The sequence below is a fragment of the Psychrobacter sp. L7 genome (assembly GCF_002810365.1).
GTDB classification, from domain to species: Bacteria; Pseudomonadota; Gammaproteobacteria; order Pseudomonadales; family Moraxellaceae; genus Psychrobacter; species Psychrobacter celer.
Map to the genome: position 1 here is coordinate 87,659 of NZ_NEXR01000001.1, position 20,065 is coordinate 107,723.

17 protein-coding genes are annotated in these 20,065 nt (G+C 47.9%); 7 read left to right on the plus strand and 10 right to left on the minus strand.

Annotation, left to right across the window (positions count from 1 at the left end; genetic code table 11):
• Window positions 1-16: 16 nt before the first annotated feature.
• Both CAP50_RS00355 and CAP50_RS00360 read right to left on the minus strand, forming a co-directional pair.
• On the minus strand, window positions 17-1,663 hold the full coding sequence (locus tag CAP50_RS00355; RefSeq protein WP_100748606.1) for a glycerol-3-phosphate dehydrogenase/oxidase: 1,647 nt from the start codon (window positions 1,661-1,663) through the stop codon (window positions 17-19).
• A 189-nt stretch (window positions 1,664-1,852) separates the two neighbouring features.
• Window positions 1,853-3,574, minus strand: coding sequence for an FAD-binding oxidoreductase (locus CAP50_RS00360; RefSeq protein WP_100748607.1), 1,722 nt, complete (start codon window positions 3,572-3,574; stop codon window positions 1,853-1,855).
• A 630-nt stretch (window positions 3,575-4,204) separates the two neighbouring features.
• On the opposite strand from CAP50_RS00360, the gene guaA reads away from it, so the two are divergent.
• The 4 genes from guaA (at window position 4,205) to CAP50_RS00380 (ending at window position 8,494) form a co-directional block, all read left to right on the plus strand.
• Complete coding sequence (guaA, locus tag CAP50_RS00365; RefSeq protein ID WP_100748608.1) at window positions 4,205-5,815, plus strand: glutamine-hydrolyzing GMP synthase; 1,611 nt, start codon at window positions 4,205-4,207, stop codon at window positions 5,813-5,815.
• A gap of 317 nt (window positions 5,816-6,132) precedes the next feature.
• Window positions 6,133-6,819 (plus strand): DUF2628 domain-containing protein, encoded by a 687-nt coding sequence (locus CAP50_RS00370; RefSeq protein ID WP_100748609.1) that lies wholly within the window; start codon window positions 6,133-6,135, stop codon window positions 6,817-6,819.
• A 45-nt stretch (window positions 6,820-6,864) separates the two neighbouring features.
• Window positions 6,865-7,677, plus strand: coding sequence for a hypothetical protein (locus tag CAP50_RS00375; protein WP_153045418.1), 813 nt, complete (start codon window positions 6,865-6,867; stop codon window positions 7,675-7,677).
• Window positions 7,678-7,795: 118 nt separating this feature from the next.
• On the plus strand, window positions 7,796-8,494 hold the full coding sequence (locus CAP50_RS00380; protein WP_100748611.1) for a hypothetical protein: 699 nt from the start codon (window positions 7,796-7,798) through the stop codon (window positions 8,492-8,494).
• A gap of 267 nt (window positions 8,495-8,761) precedes the next feature.
• Here the strand turns inward: CAP50_RS00380 and CAP50_RS00390 are convergent, their stop codons facing one another.
• The 7 genes from CAP50_RS00390 to CAP50_RS00420 form a co-directional block, all read right to left on the minus strand.
• On the minus strand, window positions 8,762-9,739 hold the full coding sequence (locus CAP50_RS00390; RefSeq protein WP_100748612.1) for a zinc-binding dehydrogenase: 978 nt from the start codon (window positions 9,737-9,739) through the stop codon (window positions 8,762-8,764).
• Window positions 9,740-9,879: 140 nt separating this feature from the next.
• Window positions 9,880-10,134: a DUF2798 domain-containing protein gene (locus CAP50_RS00395; RefSeq protein WP_075101317.1), complete on the minus strand. Its 255-nt coding sequence runs from the start codon at window positions 10,132-10,134 to the stop codon at window positions 9,880-9,882.
• 354 nt (window positions 10,135-10,488) lie between these two features.
• Complete coding sequence (locus tag CAP50_RS00400) at window positions 10,489-11,532, minus strand: NAD(P)H-dependent flavin oxidoreductase (protein ID WP_100748613.1); 1,044 nt, start codon at window positions 11,530-11,532, stop codon at window positions 10,489-10,491.
• A 343-nt stretch (window positions 11,533-11,875) separates the two neighbouring features.
• Window positions 11,876-12,265: a DsrE family protein gene (locus CAP50_RS00405; protein WP_100748614.1), complete on the minus strand. Its 390-nt coding sequence runs from the start codon at window positions 12,263-12,265 to the stop codon at window positions 11,876-11,878.
• A 465-nt stretch (window positions 12,266-12,730) separates the two neighbouring features.
• Window positions 12,731-13,273, minus strand: coding sequence for an acyl-CoA thioesterase (locus CAP50_RS00410; protein WP_100748615.1), 543 nt, complete (start codon window positions 13,271-13,273; stop codon window positions 12,731-12,733).
• Between the two features lie 128 nt (window positions 13,274-13,401).
• Complete coding sequence (locus CAP50_RS00415) at window positions 13,402-14,451, minus strand: YheT family hydrolase (protein ID WP_100748616.1); 1,050 nt, start codon at window positions 14,449-14,451, stop codon at window positions 13,402-13,404.
• Between the two features lie 136 nt (window positions 14,452-14,587).
• Entirely contained in the window at window positions 14,588-15,184 is a 597-nt protein-coding gene (locus CAP50_RS00420; protein ID WP_100748617.1) for a YigZ family protein, read from the minus strand.
• 263 nt (window positions 15,185-15,447) lie between these two features.
• Here CAP50_RS00420 and CAP50_RS00425 point away from each other — a divergent pair, with 263 nt between their 5' ends.
• Both CAP50_RS00425 and CAP50_RS00435 read left to right on the plus strand, forming a co-directional pair.
• Window positions 15,448-16,152: a pseudouridine synthase gene (locus tag CAP50_RS00425; RefSeq protein WP_100748618.1), complete on the plus strand. Its 705-nt coding sequence runs from the start codon at window positions 15,448-15,450 to the stop codon at window positions 16,150-16,152.
• A gap of 395 nt (window positions 16,153-16,547) precedes the next feature.
• Window positions 16,548-17,609 carry a disulfide isomerase DsbC N-terminal domain-containing protein gene (locus CAP50_RS00435; protein WP_241900589.1) on the plus strand — a complete coding sequence of 354 codons (1,062 nt, stop codon included), beginning with the start codon at window positions 16,548-16,550 and terminating at the stop codon, window positions 17,607-17,609.
• Window positions 17,610-17,812: 203 nt separating this feature from the next.
• On the opposite strand, the gene CAP50_RS00440 is transcribed toward CAP50_RS00435, so the two are convergent.
• Complete coding sequence (locus tag CAP50_RS00440) at window positions 17,813-18,463, minus strand: DUF2939 domain-containing protein (protein ID WP_100748621.1); 651 nt, start codon at window positions 18,461-18,463, stop codon at window positions 17,813-17,815.
• Between the two features lie 409 nt (window positions 18,464-18,872).
• On the opposite strand from CAP50_RS00440, the gene dnaJ reads away from it, so the two are divergent.
• On the plus strand, window positions 18,873-20,003 hold the full coding sequence (dnaJ, locus tag CAP50_RS00445; protein WP_075101327.1) for a molecular chaperone DnaJ: 1,131 nt from the start codon (window positions 18,873-18,875) through the stop codon (window positions 20,001-20,003).
• Window positions 20,004-20,065 lie beyond the last annotated feature (62 nt).

Below are 20,065 nucleotides of genomic sequence, written 5' to 3' on the forward strand. Positions count from 1 at the left end.
ATAACTCGATAAGAAGCTAAGCGGCAGGCAAATGGTAATAACGCTGCCATAACTCGCTATAGCGAGCGACTTCTTGCTGCCACTTTTGCTCATTCCAGCCCAGCTCCTGCTGGCAAATTTGCTTAAGTCTAGCGCTAATCAGCGGCGTCATCGCACCATGCGGGAGGATTAAGCCTAAGCGTGTACGCCGTAGCAGCAAATCATCTAAATGGATGACCTGCTCATAGCGCGCGGCAAAGCGAATCTCCGCCCAAATGGTGTTGCTATCGGTGACATAAGCCAAATCATCGTCATGTGCTAGCGCTAATAAGTTATCGAGCTGCAGACCATAAAATCCTTGCAAGCGCTGCTGTAAGAGTTTTGGTAAAGTGGCAAATTTGGCGTGAGTCGGCGTAGGATTGTTAAAGACTTGATCGCTATTCGTTTTTAAGTTTTGAGTAGCAGAGTCATCAAGGTCGAGCACTTCTTGACATTTTGCCAGCACATCAAGCGCAATCAGGCGAAAGGTGGTGAGCTTGCCGCCGCTGACGGTCACCAGATTATTATCCAGCCAGACGCTATGATCGCGCTTTTCTTTACTGGGGCTAACGCGCTTACCATCACCGCCATCAGAGATCAACGGACGCACGCCGGCCCACGTGCTAATGACGTCTTCACGATTCAAGCCAGTCTCATTAAATAGCGAGTTAGTCGCGTCTAATAAATAATCGACCTCTTCATTGGTAATGCCGACTTCTTGGTCATTAAGTGGCGGATGATCCAAGTCGGTGGTACCAAGTACCGTGCGGTTCTCCCACGGGAAGACGAACACCGCTCGTTTATCAGCAGGATGTAAAAAGGTGTAGGCTTGCTGAATTGGCAGACGCTCTTGACTGACGACCAAATGACTACCGCGTGAGGGACGGATTTGCTGATGAAAGCTGTGCCCGCTCTGGGCGCGCGCCTGCCTGCGCAGGGTATCGGCCCAAGCACCGGTAGCGCTGACCACCACTTTGGCATGGATGTCAAAAGTCTGATTGCTATTGTTAGAAGCCGTGTCTTTAAGCATTGCACCGACGACTAAGCCTTGCTCATTAGTGAGTAATGATTCGGCTTTGAGATAATTAATCGCCTGCGCGCCGTCATGTACTGCTTCATCGAGTACGCGCATCACCAGCCGCGAGTCATCGGTGATCGCATCGCTAAATTGACTGGCACCCAAAAACTTATCTTGCTTGATATTAGGATTTAGCCGTAAAAAAGCGTCTTTTTTAAAGTATTTAAAATAGCGCTTGCCCGCTATCTTGTCGTAGACGCGCAGCAAGGTATTAAATATCCACGGCGGCGGAAACTTGCCTTTGTAGTGCGGCATGACGTAGTGCATCTCATTGACCAGACCGCTTGCCTCGTCAAGCAACCGCTCGCGCTCGCGTACGCTAAGCAGTGTCGTTTTATAATCGCCTGAGGCAATGTAGCGCAGGCCGCCATGCACCATTTTGCTCGAGCGGCTGGAGGTGCCCCACGCAAAGTCTTTTTGCTCAATTAATAATACAGATAAACCTCGGCGAGCCGCCTCGCGGGCAATGCCGGCACCCGTGATACCGCCGCCGATAATGAGCATATCCCAAGGTTCAGATTTCGTTAAGGGCGCAAGGGCTTGCTGGCGTTGTTTGTTTTGGTTCATAAGATTTTCTTCTTAATAACAATTTACTTTGACACCCAATGAAATAAATACGTTGAATAATAACGCGCGACTGATATTCATTTTTCTTGCGTGCTGTGCCTACGCCGACAGAGGCGGCGCAAAACGAATATCAGTCACGCTGTAGCGCTCTTCCACTAAACTGTCTATAAACAAAGCTCTTAATTAAAATTAATCTTCAAGCAATACCCCTGGATTCATGCGCTGCTCAGGATCTAGACTTTTGAGCATATCATGAGTCACTTGTAGTCCCAGCTCGCCTTTTTCAGCCGCAAGGTACGGGGCATGGTCACGGCCAACGCCATGCTGATGTGAAATGGTGGCTTTACCATTGGCAAGGCTAGTACTGGCGGCGTGTTTGATTTTTTGCCAGCGCTTTAGTGTTGCTGCATGGTCTTTGGCCGCGCGGAAAAAGTAAGTGGTATATAGACTCGCGCCTTGCTTATAGACATGTGAGATATGAGTAAAGGCCATTACTTCCTCTCCTTCGCTCGCTAAGGCCGTTCTTACCGCCTCTTGCATCTGCGCCATTTGCTCATCGATGCGCCCCCAATTGGTGGCGGTCTCAAAGGTATCGACCATGATGCCGCGCTCCCACAGCGTACCGCGCAGATACGGGAACTTAAAGCGCCCATGCGCCCATACGCTACCCATGATATTGGTGATCTTACCGGTGACACTACCGTGCTGTTTTAATAACTTATTAAACTGCATCAGCGCCAGTTTATTTTGCGCTTTATCGCCTGAGACGCCGTAGGTGAGCATGACTTTGTCTGAATTAAGCCCGCGCGCTTTTAGATAGGTACTAATCGCTAAAAACTGACTTGGCGAGGTACCTAAATGCAGATGCGCGTCAGTCTCGGCGGCATTACTGAGACGCAGCATAGATAGGCGAATATTGCTTTGTACCGCTTGTTTGAGCACCGCTTTGCCTGCTGCCCAGTTGGGCAAGAAAGCAACTTTAAATACTTCTTGCTCAGGTTGCGGTTGTACGCGCATCTTCACTTCAGTAAAGATACCTACGCGGCCTTCAGTACCCATCATCATCTCGCGCAGATCAGGCCCTGCCGATGACGCGGGGATATCAGCAATCTCTAGCACGCCTTGCGGCGTCACTAAAGTGCCGCCAGCAAACATCTGCTCGATGCGTCCATAGCCGAGTGATTGCTGGCCACTTGAGCGCGCCGCAATCCAGCCGCCGAGCGTCGATAGCTCCCAAGACTGCGGGTAATGACCTAGACGGTAACCGTGCTCGCCTAATTGCGCCTCGACCGCTGGCCCTTGGGTGCCTGCGCCAAAGGTGGCGATTTGGCTATCAAAATCCAAGTCGATTAGCCGATCCATTTTACTCATGGCGACGGTCAAAACAGGCCGCGCGCCCTTTTGTGGATTGATATGCCCGACCACCGAGGTACCGCCGCCAAATGGAATAACAATCAGATCGTGCTCGCGTGCCAGCTTGAGAAGTTGCTCGACATCAGCGGTCGATTGCGGATGTGCCACGCCATCAGGGAAGGTCTCAAAATCGCCGCTATGCATGGCGATCCAATCAGGGAAGCTCTGCCCACGTGCGTGTCTGAGTCTGACCTCTCGGTCAGTAGAGACGATATCAAGGTCAGTAATAGCGGTAGGCAGGCGCGATTTTGAGACGGTTTTTAGCACGTCTTTGAGGCTGACAGAAGGTAGCTTTGTGCTCTTACCGATATGTGATTTGATCAGCTTTGCGCCGTACGGGGAGACTTTTTTATTGATATTGACATTGCCCCAGCCATTCCAGCGTGTCTGCTCGATAGGGATGTTGTTTGTGGCTGCTAAATCTGGATTAGCATGCTCATCGTGTGAGGTTGCAGCTGCGTTAGCCGCTTTACGAAAAAGTGAGTTACGTGTGCTCATAGAAGTTATAACCTATCCATTTATTATAACGCTATCGTCATGCCCTATATCACTCAGAGCCGCCGCCATTTACCTACTATCCGTCTTAACAACATATCGAGATAATATGAGAGGATAGTAAGTAGGCTTATCAGCCCTGTGTCCAATATTTTTACATGACCATAATTTAAGTATGATGTGAGAGTGTCTGCTGCTAAAGCTATAGCAGTAAAGGGAAAGTAATGATGATGAAAGCATAGCATAATATAAATAAATGTTTTATAGGTATGCGTCATTTGTATAAGAAAAACTTATAGTATTTATGTTACAGCGCTACTGGTATAAATTTTCCTTGTATGCTGTATACACAGAGGCTGCAAAAATTCATCCCAGTAGCGCTTTGGAACTTATGACAGTTTCGTTTGCAACTGACTATGGCTTATAGCGGTGCGGCTTAATTTGCGCCGTTTGTTGATTGATTTGGCCCTGCTGCTGCTTGTTTTTTTATCATGCTGTTGTTTGATGGTTTCAATCTTTACTGGTATTTACTTATAACAGTCAATAATCGTGAATAATTCATCATCTAATAGCCATTAATGGGCGCAAACTTGTTAAAATAGGGTACTAATTTTTCTTGATGGACATCGATTTATGACCACTGCCGCTGCTATCCCTACTATCAAAGAAGATCGTATTCTTATTCTTGATTTTGGCTCGCAATATAGCCAGCTCATCGCTCGCCGTGTGCGCGATTCTGGCGTTTTTTGTGAGATGCTCCCTTATGATATCGACACTCAGCGTATCATGGACTTTGGTGCCAAAGGTGTCATCCTATCGGGCGGCCCTGAGAGCGTGCATGCGGAAAACAGCCCGCGTATCAATGACGCTGTGTTTGAGCTTGGCGTACCAGTGCTGGGTATTTGCTATGGTATGCAGGCGATGGCAGAGCGCTTCGGCGGGCAAGTTCATGCCAGTGATATCCATGAATTTGGCGCGGCGACCATCAATGTCAATGGCCACTCAAAGCTTACTAGTGGCATCGAAGATAGCGTCAGTGAAGACAAATCGACCACGCTAAACGTCTGGATGAGCCATGGCGACAAGGTCATCGAAGCGCCACAAGGCTTTGATATCATCGCCAGCACACCAAGCTGCCCGATTGCCATTATGGCCAATGATGACAAGCAATACTATGGTCTGCAGTTCCATCCGGAAGTGACGCATACCCTACAAGGTCAGGCGTTATTGGGTCGTTTTGTCCATCAGATTTGCGACTGCGCCGGCGATTGGACGCCTGACAATATTATCGATATGCGCGTGGCACAGCTCAAAGAGCAAATCGGTGACAAACAAGTATTGCTCGGTCTATCAGGCGGTGTCGACAGCTCAGTGGTTGCCGCGCTACTGCACAAGGCAATCGGTGATCAGCTGACCTGTGTGTTTGTCGATAATGGCCTGCTGCGTCTGCACGAAGGCGATCAGGTGATGCAAGTATTTGCCGAAAACATGGGCGTCAAGGTCATCCGTGTCGATGCCGAAGATTTATTCTTAAATGCTTTAGCAGGCGAGTCTGACCCTGAAGCCAAACGTAAAATCATCGGCAAAACCTTTATCGATGTCTTTGCCAATAGCGCCCGCGAAATCAGCGCACAAAGCGATGGCAAAACCATTGAGTTTTTGGCACAAGGGACGATTTACCCTGACGTTATCGAATCAGCCAAATCGCATCAAGGCAAAGCGCATGTGATCAAGAGCCACCATAACGTCGGCGGTCTGCCAGATGACTTAGCGTTTGAACTCGTTGAGCCATTACGCGACTTATTTAAAGATGAAGTGCGTAAACTCGGCATCACTTTAGGTCTGCCAGAGAAGATGATTTATCGTCATCCGTTCCCAGGGCCGGGTCTTGGCGTGCGTATCTTAGGTGAGGTCAAAAAAGAATATGCTGACATCTTACGCCTTGCCGATGCCATATTTATGCAAGAGCTGGAGCGTTCAGGCTGGTACGACAAAACCGCGCAAGCGTTTGCGGTATTCCAACCGATCAAATCGGTCGGCGTGGTCGGTGATGGCCGCCGCTATGCGTGGGTGATTGCGCTACGTGCGGTTGAAACTGTAGACTTTATGACCGCGCGATTTGCCCATCTGCCGTATGATTTGATCGAGACGGTGAGTAATCGCATTATGAATGAGATTAAAGACGTCTCGCGCGTGACTTATGATGTGTCGAGTAAACCGCCGGCGACTATTGAGTGGGAGTAGTATCAAACTAAAAATCTGATTAGCATTGTCAAACTCGTTCAGCCTACCTGATGTAGCGCTATCACTCGTTTTGCTCGCTACTCAAATTTTTTGAATTGATATACAACTTATCAATAATCAAATGGTCTCGCTATAGGTATAAAAAACACTCAACTTGGTTGGGTGTTTTTTTATTTGAAATCAGCAAATAGTGGTAAAGCCCTTAGTTTTTATTGAACATTTGTTTTTATTAACTATAATGTAATCAACTTTAATTGGTTGTTTAAGATGTGAGTTGAAATAAGGTCAGCAACCATTCAGTAAAAATAAGGGATAAGATGTTTTGTAATTACTGTAATCAAGAAAACTCAAATGACGCAGGGTCTTGCTCAAAATGTGGCCACCAGCTCTCTGAGGCTCAAGCACAAACACCGCCGCCGCTCACGACTATCAATATCGCAAAAGATGCACAAATCTCAAAAAGCCAGTCGGCTTCTGACCCTGAGGCAGCTGACACGTTGCTCGCGGCCTTCGTTGGCAAAAAATATGATGATTTTTACCGTAATAAATGGTTTAAGGACAGTGAGCCACGTTTAGAAGTTAACAATAATGGTTCGAGCATTCATAGTTTTAATTTTGCTGGGCTGCTTTTGGGAACGTCTTGGTTGTGTTATCGCAAAATGTACTTAGTAGCTCTATGTATTGTCATTGGTATTAACGCGGTTGATTTGGTTTTGATGCATCTGCTCGGTATGGAAATGTATAGCGCTATAGGTCAAACCAGTTTTTTTATCGCGTGGGCAGTATTAACAGGTATGTTAGGTAATTATTTTTACTTTAATCACAGTATCAAAAATATAAAAGAAGTCATGGGCGATAATATAGACCCAGCTATGCGTGAGCAAGAGTTAGCAAAAAAAGGCGGTACGACATGGGTTGGCGCAATTGTGGGTAGTATCTTGGTGGTATTATTATCAATGGGTCTGAGCTACTTGTTTGCCCCTGATTGGTTTTGGTTGGTGTAGTAGGTCTAATAAATAAAATTAAGCTAATGAGGTGAGACAAGAGCGGTGAAACCATTAAAGCAAGCATATGATTTGGAACTAACGGATAATGATCATGGGTGTGGTTGGGCATTTGGCCGCCCTGTCGGTATTAGCACAGAACAATGGCCGCGAAGCAGGATTAACGGGCTACCAATGGCGCACTTATGGACGATATTAGTGCCTGAAGCGTATCGCGCAAAAGGGAAAGATCTTGTGGCAATATCGCTTTTTCAAGCGGATGATGCCTTTGAAGATAGGGTAGATGGTGTTGAGGGTGTTATTAATAAATCAGCTGAGGCAAATGCTTCAGGCGCTACAGCATTTTGGTCGTTACTAAATCGTTACGCTAATAATCGTCACCCTCAAGAAATCTATCTTGAAGACATTATTGGCGGCGGATGGGTATTACTTTGGCTAACTAAAGAAGAGTTTGAAGGTGAAACGACAGCACTGCCTAATAAAGAAGATTGTATATATCCAGACTATGAGATTGAAGAATGGGGTAGCACTTGCTTTGTCAAAGATCAGCCTGCCAAGTTTGTGCAACAGACAGTCCGTATTAATGATCCAAATATTGGCAAATCGCTAAACGAATGGCCTGATGAAGACGATGAGGATGCCTATATTCCTATGTTTTCTGAAAAAGGGGAGGCGTTAAAGCTTGATAGGTTTCATGCAAAAACCCATTTTGGTGGTACGGCCAACCCCATTCAAGCGATGCCAGAATTTAGTCCTTTTTATATTGAGTTTGAAGAAGAGTTTGGTGATGCCAATATGGGTGGTGGTAATGGTCAAATCGATTTGCTGAATGATGAGTTTGATTGGGCGTGTGGCTAGTTGTTGATAATGTAAAAATGGCTGCATTTGAAAGTCATTCGCTCCATCTTTATTTCATCTTACTCATAACAGACTCACGTTAAGATATAGCAATAATCAAACCCAGTGTGAGACTGTTATGACCGCAAAAAATAAAAAATACGTCACATATCTTGTCCTATTTATTCTCTCGGTAAGCTTACTTAACTCTCCCTATTTTGGCAGTTTTGGACCGATTTTGAGTTTGCTGACTCTGCTATTTTTTCTCATTGCTGGGTTATTATTTTCGGTGTTAAATATATTTAGCAAAGGATATAAAAAGCCATCTTCTTATATGCCTTTAGCGATATTTCCCATAGTTACTGTGATTGCATTTTATCTTTCAGCAATCGGTATGGGTAATCAAGTACATTTTTTGCTGAATAAAAGTAATTTACAAGCCATAGATACCCTCAGCCAAGAGGCCAACGTCTATCAAATAAGTAATATGCGGCGTCACCATAAGAGACTAAATGATCAGCTTATCTCCAATGATGATAGCTATACAACTGAGCGAGAGATAGCGGCAGCTTATGCTGGAAAAATTAGAGCAGATAACTTAGAGGTAGAAAAAGTCGCTTTACTGCGTAAGAAGCTAGATCGCTCAGGTATCGTAAGTATGGCCCGAGAGGACGGTTATATCGTGCTAACGATGGGTGGCTTCTTGGATAATGAATTTGGTTACCTAAAAGCGCCGAATAATGATATTGAAGTTGGTTATATGATACCGCCCTATGCCCTTACGGTAATATCTCTCACGGAGCTGCATGATGGTTGGTATTTTTATTATACGACGTGAGTATGTTTTCAGATGCTGCTCAAGCGCTTAAGATCTCGTAAATACTTTAAAAAAATGACAGCACCCCAAAAAGAGCGCTGCCATCATCTAAAAACTCATTTCTCTAAACCAATAACCTAACCTCGCACATTTACCACATAACGCCCGACTGTCTGGCTCGCCATAAAGCGATCTAAGTAATCAGGCGTTTGCTCAAGGGTAATCTCTTTAGCATAATTCTCTAGGTTAAGCGGTTTAATATAGGCAGGCAGGTATTTGTAAAAATTCTTATGGCTTTAACAGCACCTTACCATTTTTACCTGACTGCAATTTGCCATCGACCGCTTTTTTGATATCTGCCAAATCAAACACGGCCTCCACAGGCAGATGGAGCTTGCCACTGGTCGCACGTTCGATTAGCTCATCGATTAAGCGTTGTTTATTATCCACGCTCATCTCTTGGCTGATTTTACTGCCCCAAAATCCTTTTACGATTGCTTGTTTAAAGATAAGATGCGTCGGATTGAGCGTCATGGGCTGGCCTGACATGATGCCAAAGGACGCCAAAGTGCCACCATGACCGAGCAGCGATAATAAGTCGCCGCTGGCGTCGCCGCCGACAGAATCAACCGCTGCGCTAATGCTATCATCGCCGATGATTTGTCGGACTTGGTCTTTCCAGTCATCATCTTCGGTGTTGATATTGTGTTTGATGTTGAGGGCTGCTAACTCTTTGATGGCCTCGCCACTACGTACGACGTTGATGGTATGGACGCCGCGCGCCGCCGCCAGCATGGCAAGTGATTTACCGACTGCGCCATTGGCGGCATTGTGAATAAGCCATTGACCGCTTTTTACTTCCAAGAACTCCAGCAGCATCAAGGCACTGAGCGGCATGGCGATCAATTGCGCGGCCATCTCATCATCCAAGCTCTCAGGGATGGCAAACACCATGCCCTCGTCAGCGACAAAATACTCCGCCCATGTCGCTTGCACGCTGGCCGCCGCCACGCGTTGCCCGACTTTTAACCCTTTAACGTCACTGCCAACGGCGTCAACAACACCCAGCGCTTCACTACCGCCGATCGCCGGCAGCTCGGGTTTAAAGCCATACTGACCGCGCACGGTGAGCAAGTCATGGTTGTGGATAGAGGCGAGGATAGTTTTGACGCGTACCTCATTGGCCTGTGGCTCAGGGATAGGGCGATCGCCAAGGCTGAGGACTTCGGTGGGTTTGCCAAATTCGTTATAAGTTGCGCTACGCATAAGCATTCCTTTATTGTCGTTTTAACGGTTTTTAAACGAGCGAATATCTGTACAGGCATCAACACTAGCAACTCTAGCAGCGTTTTATCAGTACTTTTTTGGTTAAGGAGTGTTTTCGTCGCTTCATTGTGCTCATGGTTTTAATAAAACTCAATGCGGCTCAGGACATGCTCTTGGATAAGGTAGGCGCAGATATATGCACTTGGCCATGCAAAAACAAAGGCCAACCCCCACGAGTGCAGCAGCTCGCCAAAAAAGCCATCGACCAAGCCGACTTTTACCAGTAGTAGGGCAGTTGAGATAATAAGCGACATCATCATTGCCATCAGGCCGGTAAATATCAGACGGTAGTATTTGCGCCGTGTGCGTATTCTGATGATAGGAAAGTTTGCCATAGTATTGGATGTCCTACGCGATGTCGATAACAGTCAAAAACGCGATGACGCTACGACACTGAATTTTTAGCAGATTATATCGCGTGCTCAAACGTGGGTAAAATCGTTATTATTAATGACTAAGTTCGTTATATCTTAATGAGTGTGCGCCATAAAAAACATCATGTGTAATAAGTCAGTTCGAAATAAAATCGGTACGCTCATATGAGCGGGCAACTGGTATAAATTTTCCTCGCTTGCTGTGTCTACGCTGACAGATGCGGCGCAAAATTCATACCAGCTGCACTGTATCGTTTTTAAAGTGAGTTAACTATAAGGACGATTCACGACAAAGCCTAGCGGCACCGACCACACTTATCCTACTGCTATGAGGCGCTCTAACAATTCAATCGTGCTTTCTTGTCTGACCTGCGCCACTCCTTGACCTGCCCATAAAGACTGATGCTCGGCATCGTCGTTTTTCTTTGCATGCGCGCGCAGCGCTTTGGTCATGGCGTTTAATTGTGGATAAGGCGGTAGCGTATCAGCGCTTTCAAACGGCGCAAAGTCGCGCAGATAGTCATTCAACAAACCGCGTGCCTGCTTGCCTGAAAACAGACGAGTTAAGCGGGTTTCGCTACTGCGCTTGCCCGTGCTGGCATCCAGTAAGGCTTGCTTATAAATATCATTGATACCGCATTTATCTGTCGTCAGAAATGCCGTGCCAATTTGCGCCAGCTCAGCACCCGCCGTCTGTACTGCTTTGATGGCGTGCCCCGTCATGATGCCGCCCGCGGCGATCAGTGGAATATTGGTGCAAGCGCGCGTTTGACCAATCAATGTCAGCAGCCCCATGGGGTCGTTTGCGCTTTGTGGTAGCCAGCCACCGCGATGGCCGCCCGCTTCGACGCCTTGTACGCAAACGGCGTCCGCGCCAATATCCGCCCATGCTTTTGCCTCGTGAGGATGATTGGCCGTACCGACGACACATGTGCCTAGATTCTGTAAGCGCTGCACTTGCTCGGCACTGATAATGCCAAAGGTAAAGCTGGCGACAGGCACGGGGTTGTCATAGAGCACTTGTAGCTGGTCTGCAAACCTAAGCGCTGGTCGCTCTGGCAATGAGATGTCTATCTGATTTTTTTGATAATACTCGTCTAACCAAGCAGGGATGTCGCTAATAAAGGTATTAGACTCATGCTCAGACAACACCATTAAGTTAATCATAAAAGGACGGTCGGTGCGCGATTTGATGGTATTGAGTTGCTCGTGTAATACCTCAGGCGATGTGGTGCCAGCACCCAATGAGCCAAGCCCACCAAAATTGCTCACTGTCAGCGCCAGCTCAGGTGTGGTCGCTCCTGCCATTGGTGCTTGGACGATAGGATGGGTTAACTGCAGAGTATCTTGTAAGGTCATGACGGGTCTCCTGTTGATTTTATACCAAACCAAAAAAGCACGATAAATGGCGGCAAATCGCCCAGCCACTTAACCAGCCACCTAATAAGGCAATTGCGCTCGTTTGCTCGGCCACTTCGGCTTTTGAGGTGGTGTGGTTATAAGAGTAGCATGACTTACTGTAGCAAAGCTGGGCGCGCGGTGGGTGAGATAGTGTTTATTTAGTTGCTAAATAAGGATAGCAGAGGCACCGTAAATCGTCGTCAAACGAGCTCAAGGAAAAACGATATAAAACATAAAGCCTAACGCAAAAAAGGTCAGATTTTAAACCTCTAAAACCTGACCTGTAGGGACAAAAAATCGCTTAATTCAACTGCAGCGAGCCTTTGGCATGCATCAGCAGCGCCACCACATCATCGCCGCTAATCTTGGTAAAGCGGGTATCGATGGCGGTGTCTTCAATACGGTTATGTTCCATACATGCACCGCACACAAGCACATTGCCGCCTTTGTCGATAAAGGCTTCTAGCAATTCTTTAGCAGGTTTAAATGGCGCGCCGATATCAACGTTATCTAGCGCATAGGGCAGTGCCAAGTGCACCGCATCGACCATTAGGATGACTGAGGCTGAGTGACCTTGTTCAAGCGCTTTGCCCGCCATGGTAAAGGCGAGGGTGATTTTGCTGGGGTTGGACTCTGCGTTATCAAATAACGTGCCCACGTAGTCCGTGCGATAGTCCGTATTATTTGCCATGTTATTCTCCTTATGGACGATGTTAAGTATAGTCGATGCACTCTAAAAAGAGTGTAGCGCTACTGGGATGAATTTTGCGCAGCCTCTGGGAACGCAGCACGCAAGTAAAATTTATACCAGTAGCGCGTTTAAACTTATATAACAGTTTTATTTTCAATTGATTATAGTAACCTATGATTAGATATCACTATAGCAATTACTATACTTATTTGTATAATGTCGTGTTGGCAAATAGTAGTCATAAGGTTACTCTCTGGTGACTTACGCTACCGCTTAAATATAGTTAAGGGGCGTTGAATATTCACAAACAGTTACCGCGCGATTGGTATTTATTTGTCTCGCGTGCTGTGCTGACGCCGACAGATGCTACGCAACATAAACACCAGTAGCAGGTGGCACCACGTGACACCATGTCATACAGAGTATCTTGCATGCCCGTTTTATTGAGGATTGACTATCTGGGCGCTACGCTTGCGGCGGCCATGGACGGTCGGCATCACTGACGATCCACTCTGCCACGTAGCCTGTCGGCGGTAGCTGCCAGTCTGATTGCCCCATCACCTCTAGGATACGTGCGGTTTTTATTACCTTGCCGCCTTCGGTGACGCCTGTACGCAGTAGGGCCGAGGAGCAGGGTTTGCCCTTGACCCACATTGACTGCTCGATATAGATCCAGCGCTCATCAAAGCCCACTACTCTGGTCTTGAGCGTGACTTTGTCAAAGGCGCGAATACGCTTGCGGTATTGGATGGTACTGCCAGCGACCACCAAGCCCCAACGCTGCTTGAGCAGTTGACGACCCAGCCCGCTCCGTACTGCAAAGTCCGTACGACCCAAGTCATACAGAGTGAGGACGCGGCCATTATTCATTTCAAGGAAGTTGTCGATATCTGACAGACGACAGCGAAAATGGATTTCGCTGGTATCTTTAAACGTTAAGGTACGGCCTCTTTTTGCTTGTAGCGCAGCATGCACGATGGTGCTGGCATAACGAATAAATGGATACATAGGACAGTCTCAAAGGGTCAGTAGTCTTAAAAAGCCAGTAGTCTTAAAAAGCCAGTAGTCTTAAAAGACAGGGAGTCAGGTAAGAGGTAACGCTGGCGGGATGCGATAAAACGCCGCCCGCTCGATTATCACGCTGCAGAAGGCACGCCAATGTGTTTGAAGTAAGCGCAGACGGTTTCGGGTAACCAATTGATATCAAATCGGGACTGTGTATACAGAGGTGTCGATTTGTCTTTGCTTGTGCGATAACGAATAAAGCCCACGTGCCCGCCGTGCTCGGTGTCCAAGATAGTGACAGTGTCCGATACGTCATTTTCTGTAGCGGTAAAGCCCAAGAAAGGATCGTCTTTGGCGCTGATGAGCAATAACGGGCGGGTGACATTGATAAGGTGCGGCAGAGCAGAGGCACTATAGTAATAGTGATTGTTTGAGCGGTAGCCGTGACGCGGTGCGGTGAAGATATCATCAAAATCGCTGATACGATTGACCGCTTTGATCGATGCCATTTCCTCTGGGCTGATGTCGTTGGCGAGGGCTTTTTTGATAATGGGGTTGAGCAGATATGGCGTATAAATGCGATGGCTCAAAAAACTGTGCATACTAAGCGCCGCTGACGACATATCGACTGGTGCTGAGATCACAGCAGCGCCTTTACATAGCGCTTGGTCGCCATATTCGCCTAGGTATTTTGCCAAGGCATTACCGCCAAGTGAGACGCCGACGGCATAGACATTGGCATACTGCTCGCGCAGCGTTTGTAGCATATGATGTACCTCATCTGTGTCACCCGCGTTATAAAACACGCGACCTTTGGCTGGAATGCCGCCGCAGCTACGAAAGTGGGCGACGACGAAATGCCAGCCCTGCGCGTGTACTTGATACGCCAGCGCGCGCGCATAGTGACTGTCACTACTGCCCTCCATGCCATGAAACAGGACAATCAATGGGGTTTGGTGAGGCGTCTGATCCGCTGACTCTGTGAGCGGATGCGCATCATAAAAGTCATAAGCGATGTCTGTCTCGCCCAGTGAGTCAGATTTGATGACGCGGCGATAGTTAGGGGGCTTGGGCGCAAAAAACTTCGGCAAGATGCTTTGTAAGTGAGGGTTGCTTAGCCAAAATGGCGGCTTAAACGGGGCAGAGGAAAACGCGGTATCAGGGCTACTAGATGTGGGCATAAAGGCTTCTTATTTAACAGTTATTAAAATTATCGTTAAAATCATCTTTAACAATCAATGCCTTATCATACCGACGGCCGTGGCCAAAACCAATGCTTTTCAGTGAACGCTCAGTGAACGTATGATTACTCAAAATTTATGATAACTCTAAGACGCGCCCATCCATCGCTAGCCGTTCTTTTAAGTCGGCAATATCTGCTTGGGCAAGCGTCGCGGTCAGCATGACTTGCTGACTATAAGCGACATCCTCAACCTGCCCGCCCAAGTCCTCAATTACATAGCGGCACTGGGCTTCAGTGGCAAACGTCGCGACTATCTGCACCTTCGCCATCGGTATATAAGGGCTTAGTGTCATTTGGTCGACGGCCGCTTGTGCTGAGCCAGCATAGGCGCGAGTCAGGCCACCTGCCCCGAGCTTGATACCCCCAAAATAACGCACCACCACGATGATGACGTTGCCGATAGATTTGTGCTGTAGTACGCCCAGTATCGGACGGCCCGCCGTGCCATTTGGCTCGCCATCGTCATCAAAGCCTGCGCTGGTGGTGTTGTCAGGGTCGCCGATGATATAGGCCCAGCACCAATGGCGCGCATCGGGATATTGCTCGCGCAGTTGTTCCACGTGAAACATCGCTTGCTCACGCGAGTTGACAGGATAGGCATGAGCGATAAACTCAGACTTTTTGATTTCTAAACGCGCAGTGACGGCGTGTTTTAGCGTTTGATAGCTCATATTTCATCAGGTTTAGGTTGGATATGATAAACTGGTGACACTTGTACTGTCAGTGCTTGTTTGTGAATGTTCAAACACGCCCTAGCACAGTGTGCAATTAATTTTCATTATAGTACCATGTCTCAGCTAAGAAGATAACGAGCCGCTCGCGCTTGCGTGCTAAGCGATTTGTTCTAAATATCTTGACGCCAAAGCGCACAGGATTGATAGACGGGGCTTACGAAAGCTGGGATTGGTAATACAAAACTGATGGTAGCAAATACATGCGTTTAGATAAATTTTTAAGTAAAGCCACTGAGCTGTCGCGCAAAGAGTCCAAAAAGATCTTGCACGCCGGCGAGGTGACGGTAAATGATGAAGTGGTCAAAGACCCAGGCCTACACGTTGATGTACTCAATGATGAGGTGATGTGGGTCGGTGAGTCGCTATCTGTGGCGACAGGCAACCGTTATATCTTATTGTACAAGCCTGAAGGCTTTGAGTGTACGCTAAAAGCCAAAGAGCATCCGATTGTCACCGAGCTGATCGCTGTGCCTGAGCTTGCCAGCTTGCGTATTGCAGGCCGCCTCGATGTCGATACCACAGGCGCACTCCTACTGAGTGATGATGGCAGCTGGCTACACCGCGTGACCAGTCCCAAGCATGAGCACGCCAAGGTCTACGAGCTGACACTGGCCGATCCTATGGACAGCGACGCGCAAGCAACCGCTGTCAAAAAAGTAGCAGAGGGCATCTTGCTCGACGGTGACTACGAGCCGACCAAACCTGCTACGCTAGCGTTCATCGATGAAACTCATGCGCGTCTGACGCTTGAGCAGGGTAAGTATCATCAGGTCAAACGCATGATGGGATATTTTGGCAATAAAGTTGTTGAGCTGCACCGTGCCAGTATCGGCCATATCACGCTTGATGGATTAGAAAAAGGCGACAGTCGCTTTTTGAGCGCAGAAGAAGTGGCCAAATTCTAACATTGAGTTTGAGTGCCGATTGGCCAAAGCGATAATATGTTACTAAAGACACTTCATCAGCAGCCACGTCATGTGTGCTGCTTTTTTTATGAAAAAATCATCTATGGCCGCTTGTGTGTTGCCTATCTCTTAAAGCTGGGTAGCAATTTTGCAAACTTGCGCCCTGAGCGCTTTGCAAATACCCTTCTTGTGCTAAAGTCTTTTTATTCTTTTTACTTTGTTTTTTTACATAATATCGTTGTCTTTATTGATAGCCGTTTTTGATAAAACTGTTTTGATAGCGCCTGTGGCAGCACACATAAGTAATACGTGCCGATGCCTTATTAGCAGCGATTTGATAGTGATGCCTATCGCCGTTTGTTTGATAAACGCTTGCTATCAATCCACCAAATAGGATGGTCTTTGTGAAACTCCCTGTATTAAAATTTACCAGCTTGATGGCGGCCATGTTACTTACTGCCACCGCCTGTGCGCAGCCGAGCGCCACCGACGTCAGCAAAAAAACGCCCAATCAAATGCAATCAGCAGGCGGTGTGAGCCAAACGCTCGATAGTCAGCTGCGCGAGCGCTTGACCCAAGCGGGTATCAAAGCCCAGATTACGGCGATTGTGCCATCGCAGCTGCCCAATATGTATCAGGTCAGCCTCGCCGGCCAGCCGCCACTACATATCACCGAAGATGGCAAGTACGTCATCCAAGGCGAGTTACAAAAAAACCCCAGTAAGCAGGTGGTGACCAAAACCCCTGCCCGCAGCCGTAGTGAGCAAGCAGGGCAGCCGGTGAGTGCCGAGACCAAGTCGGCCATCCTCGCCAATATGAGTGCGCTCAAACACATGAGTGCCAAGACACCGTTTTTTTATACCGCGGTGCCAGGGGTGATCTGGGGCGCGACGCTAGAGGGCGTGCCGTTTTTATTGTCCGATGATGCGCAGTACATCACCGATGGCGAGATATCTGTCATCGAAAACGGTCGGTTTATGGGGCTAGATGAAACCTTTGAGCAACGCAAAAACCAGTCAGTTTTTCAGGGGTTAGACCGTCAGCAGCTGATCACCTATCCTGCCACTACCACCGAAAAAGCGGTGATTTATGTGGCGGACGATGTCAACTGTCCTTATTGCCGCCGCTTCCATCAGCAGCTACCGATGCTCAATGATAAAGGCGTCACGGTGCATATTATTGGTTATCCGATATATGAAGCATCGCCTGAGCAGATGCGTGCTATCTGGTGTCAAGGCAGTGAAGATAGCCGCCGTCAAGCGTTTGACAAAGCCATGCTGCAAGGAGAGATGACACCTGCCCCAGCAAACTGTCAAGCCGACCATCTAACCCCCAATCGCGAAAAAGCAGCAGGGCTGGCCGTGATGGCGACGCCAGCCATCTACCGCGAAGACGGCGTGCTGTATCAAGCAAGTTTTGAGAGTCCGGAGTTTTTAGAGTTTTTGGGCGTGGAGTAAATAGATGAGCGGTCGCACGCCATAAACGCTGTGCGCTTTTGACTTATAATCGACAATAATCATAAAAACCGCCCTATGATATGGCTCATAAGGCGGTTTTTTGGTGTTTGTTTTATCTACTGGATTTAGCGCAAACGTGTTGTAGCGCTAGTGCTCTCAACCAATAATGACACGGCGCTTATCCCATACTGATAAAAAGAGGCTTATGGCAACACAATATCGACGATTTTCCATTCAATCAGACCTTGCCGCTGCATCTCGATGGTCAGCGGATAGCCTTTGATCTGTCCGCTGATGGTAAAGCAGTTGATGCCACAATAGCTCAGCGCTGGTTTGTCACTATCATTGCCTTGCACGGCTTGTTTTTCTAGCTCAGCCGCTTGTTTTTGCATGACCTGTTGCATTTGATCTTTGACCACCGCATCGATATCACCGCGATGAATGATGAGGTTTTGAATCAAGTTTTTTAGATTGACCTGATTGCTGGCGATGGCCCACGCCGCCGCCAGCTCTTTGGTCGCGGTATTGGCTTGACCTTGGGTGTTGATGACGGTTTCGATATTTTGTGCGGTGATGGCACCATTGACGGCCTTTATGATAAAGGTGTTGGCCGCTTGTATTAATGGCTCGCCGCCGAGCTCGGCCACCAACGGGTAGCTGCGTATGGTGGTCGCAAATTGATTGGTGAGCTGGGTTTGTACGCTTGGCCTGACTTGCTCGTAGTCGATGGCGGCCGCAATCGCCGCACCGTCGTTGGTATCATAGGCGTTTTTGAGCTGATAGGCACTGTAGTAAGGCGAGCCTGCATAAACTGTCACCGCAATGACGACCAATAAAACCAACAGCTTTTTCATAAAAATACTACCTTATCGCCAATCTAAAAGCCTAAATTTAAATGCGTACGAATATGGCGATAAATACTAGCATGAAGGCCTGCCAAAAAGGTATAAAAACCTTTGTGCTATTCTTAACGAACTCTGTTTTGGGCATCCATCATCCTCTGTCCGACAATTTCACCCCTAATGCGCTTGATAAATCACCTTGCCATCTCCATAAATAGCGCAAACTTTTAATAATTGATTTGGCTAAGCAGCACCCCGCCGTATTCGCTTGTACGATTCAGACGATTCTCTTCTTTGCTTTTTATTGTCTCGCCGTGTTTCATGTGAAACATTACCGCGAGTCTGAATAGCAACAGACGATAATTGCTATGGGTTGATGAATCGATCGATCGGCGGCCCTGCGAAGACGATAGGAGAGCCCATGAGTAAGCGCGATTTTTATGAAGTATTAGGTGTCAGTAAGACCGCTGACAGCAAAGAAATTAAGCGAGCCTACCGCAAGCTGGCCATGAAATACCATCCAGATCGCAACTCTGATGACCCTGATGCCGAAGACAAATTCAAAGAAGCATCGATGGCGTATGAGGTGTTGAGCGATGAAGAAAAGCGCTCAGCCTATGATCGTATGGGGCATTCGGCGTTTGAAAACGGTATGGGCGGCGGCGGTTTTGGTGGCGGCGGTAACTTCCAAGACATCTTCGGTGATATCTTTGGCAACTTTGGCGATATCTTTGGTCAGTCGCGCGGCGGCGGCGGTGGTCGCTCGCGTCGCGGCTCGGACTTGCGTTATGTGATCGAGCTCACCCTCGAAGAAGCGGTACGCGGTACTAAAAAAGAAATCAGCTTTACCGCGCCTGCGCCTTGTGGCACTTGTGATGGCAAAGGCGCAAAAGACGCCTCTGACGTGGTGACGTGCCAGATGTGTCATGGTCAAGGCCAAGTACGTATGCAGCAAGGCTTTTTTGCTGTACAGCAGTCCTGCCCGCAGTGTGGCGGATCAGGTAAGCAAATCAAAAACCCATGCCCTGACTGTCATGGTAACGGCGTCAAGGACAAGTCACGCACGCTGGAAGTCTCTATCCCAGCTGGCGTCGATGATGGCGACCGAGTTCGTCTCGCAGGCGAAGGCGAAGCGGGCGGCGCTGGCGTACAAAATGGTGACCTGTATGTCGAGGTACGCGTCAAACCTCATGACGTCTTTACTCGCCAAGGCGCGGATCTGTATATGGATGTGCCCGTCAGCATCACTGATGCCGCTTTGGGTAAAGAAGTGGAAATCCCAACCTTGGATGGTAAAGTCAAAATCAAGGTCGCTGAAGGTACGCAAAGTGGCAAGCTGTTACGCGTGCGCGGTAAAGGTGTAACGCCAGTACGCACCACCATGAAAGGTGATCTGATCTGCCGTGTGGTCATCGAGACGCCCGTGAACCTAACGCGTGAGCAAAAAGACCTATTGCGTCAATTCCAAGACACACTAGATGGTGATAGCAAGCATCAGCAGTCGCCGCATAAAAAATCTTTCTTTAAAAAGATCGGCGATCTATTTGATTGATCAAAGGGTTTTCATCGCGTTGATCACGCATATGGCTTAATGAATCAATAACAGACCTCTAG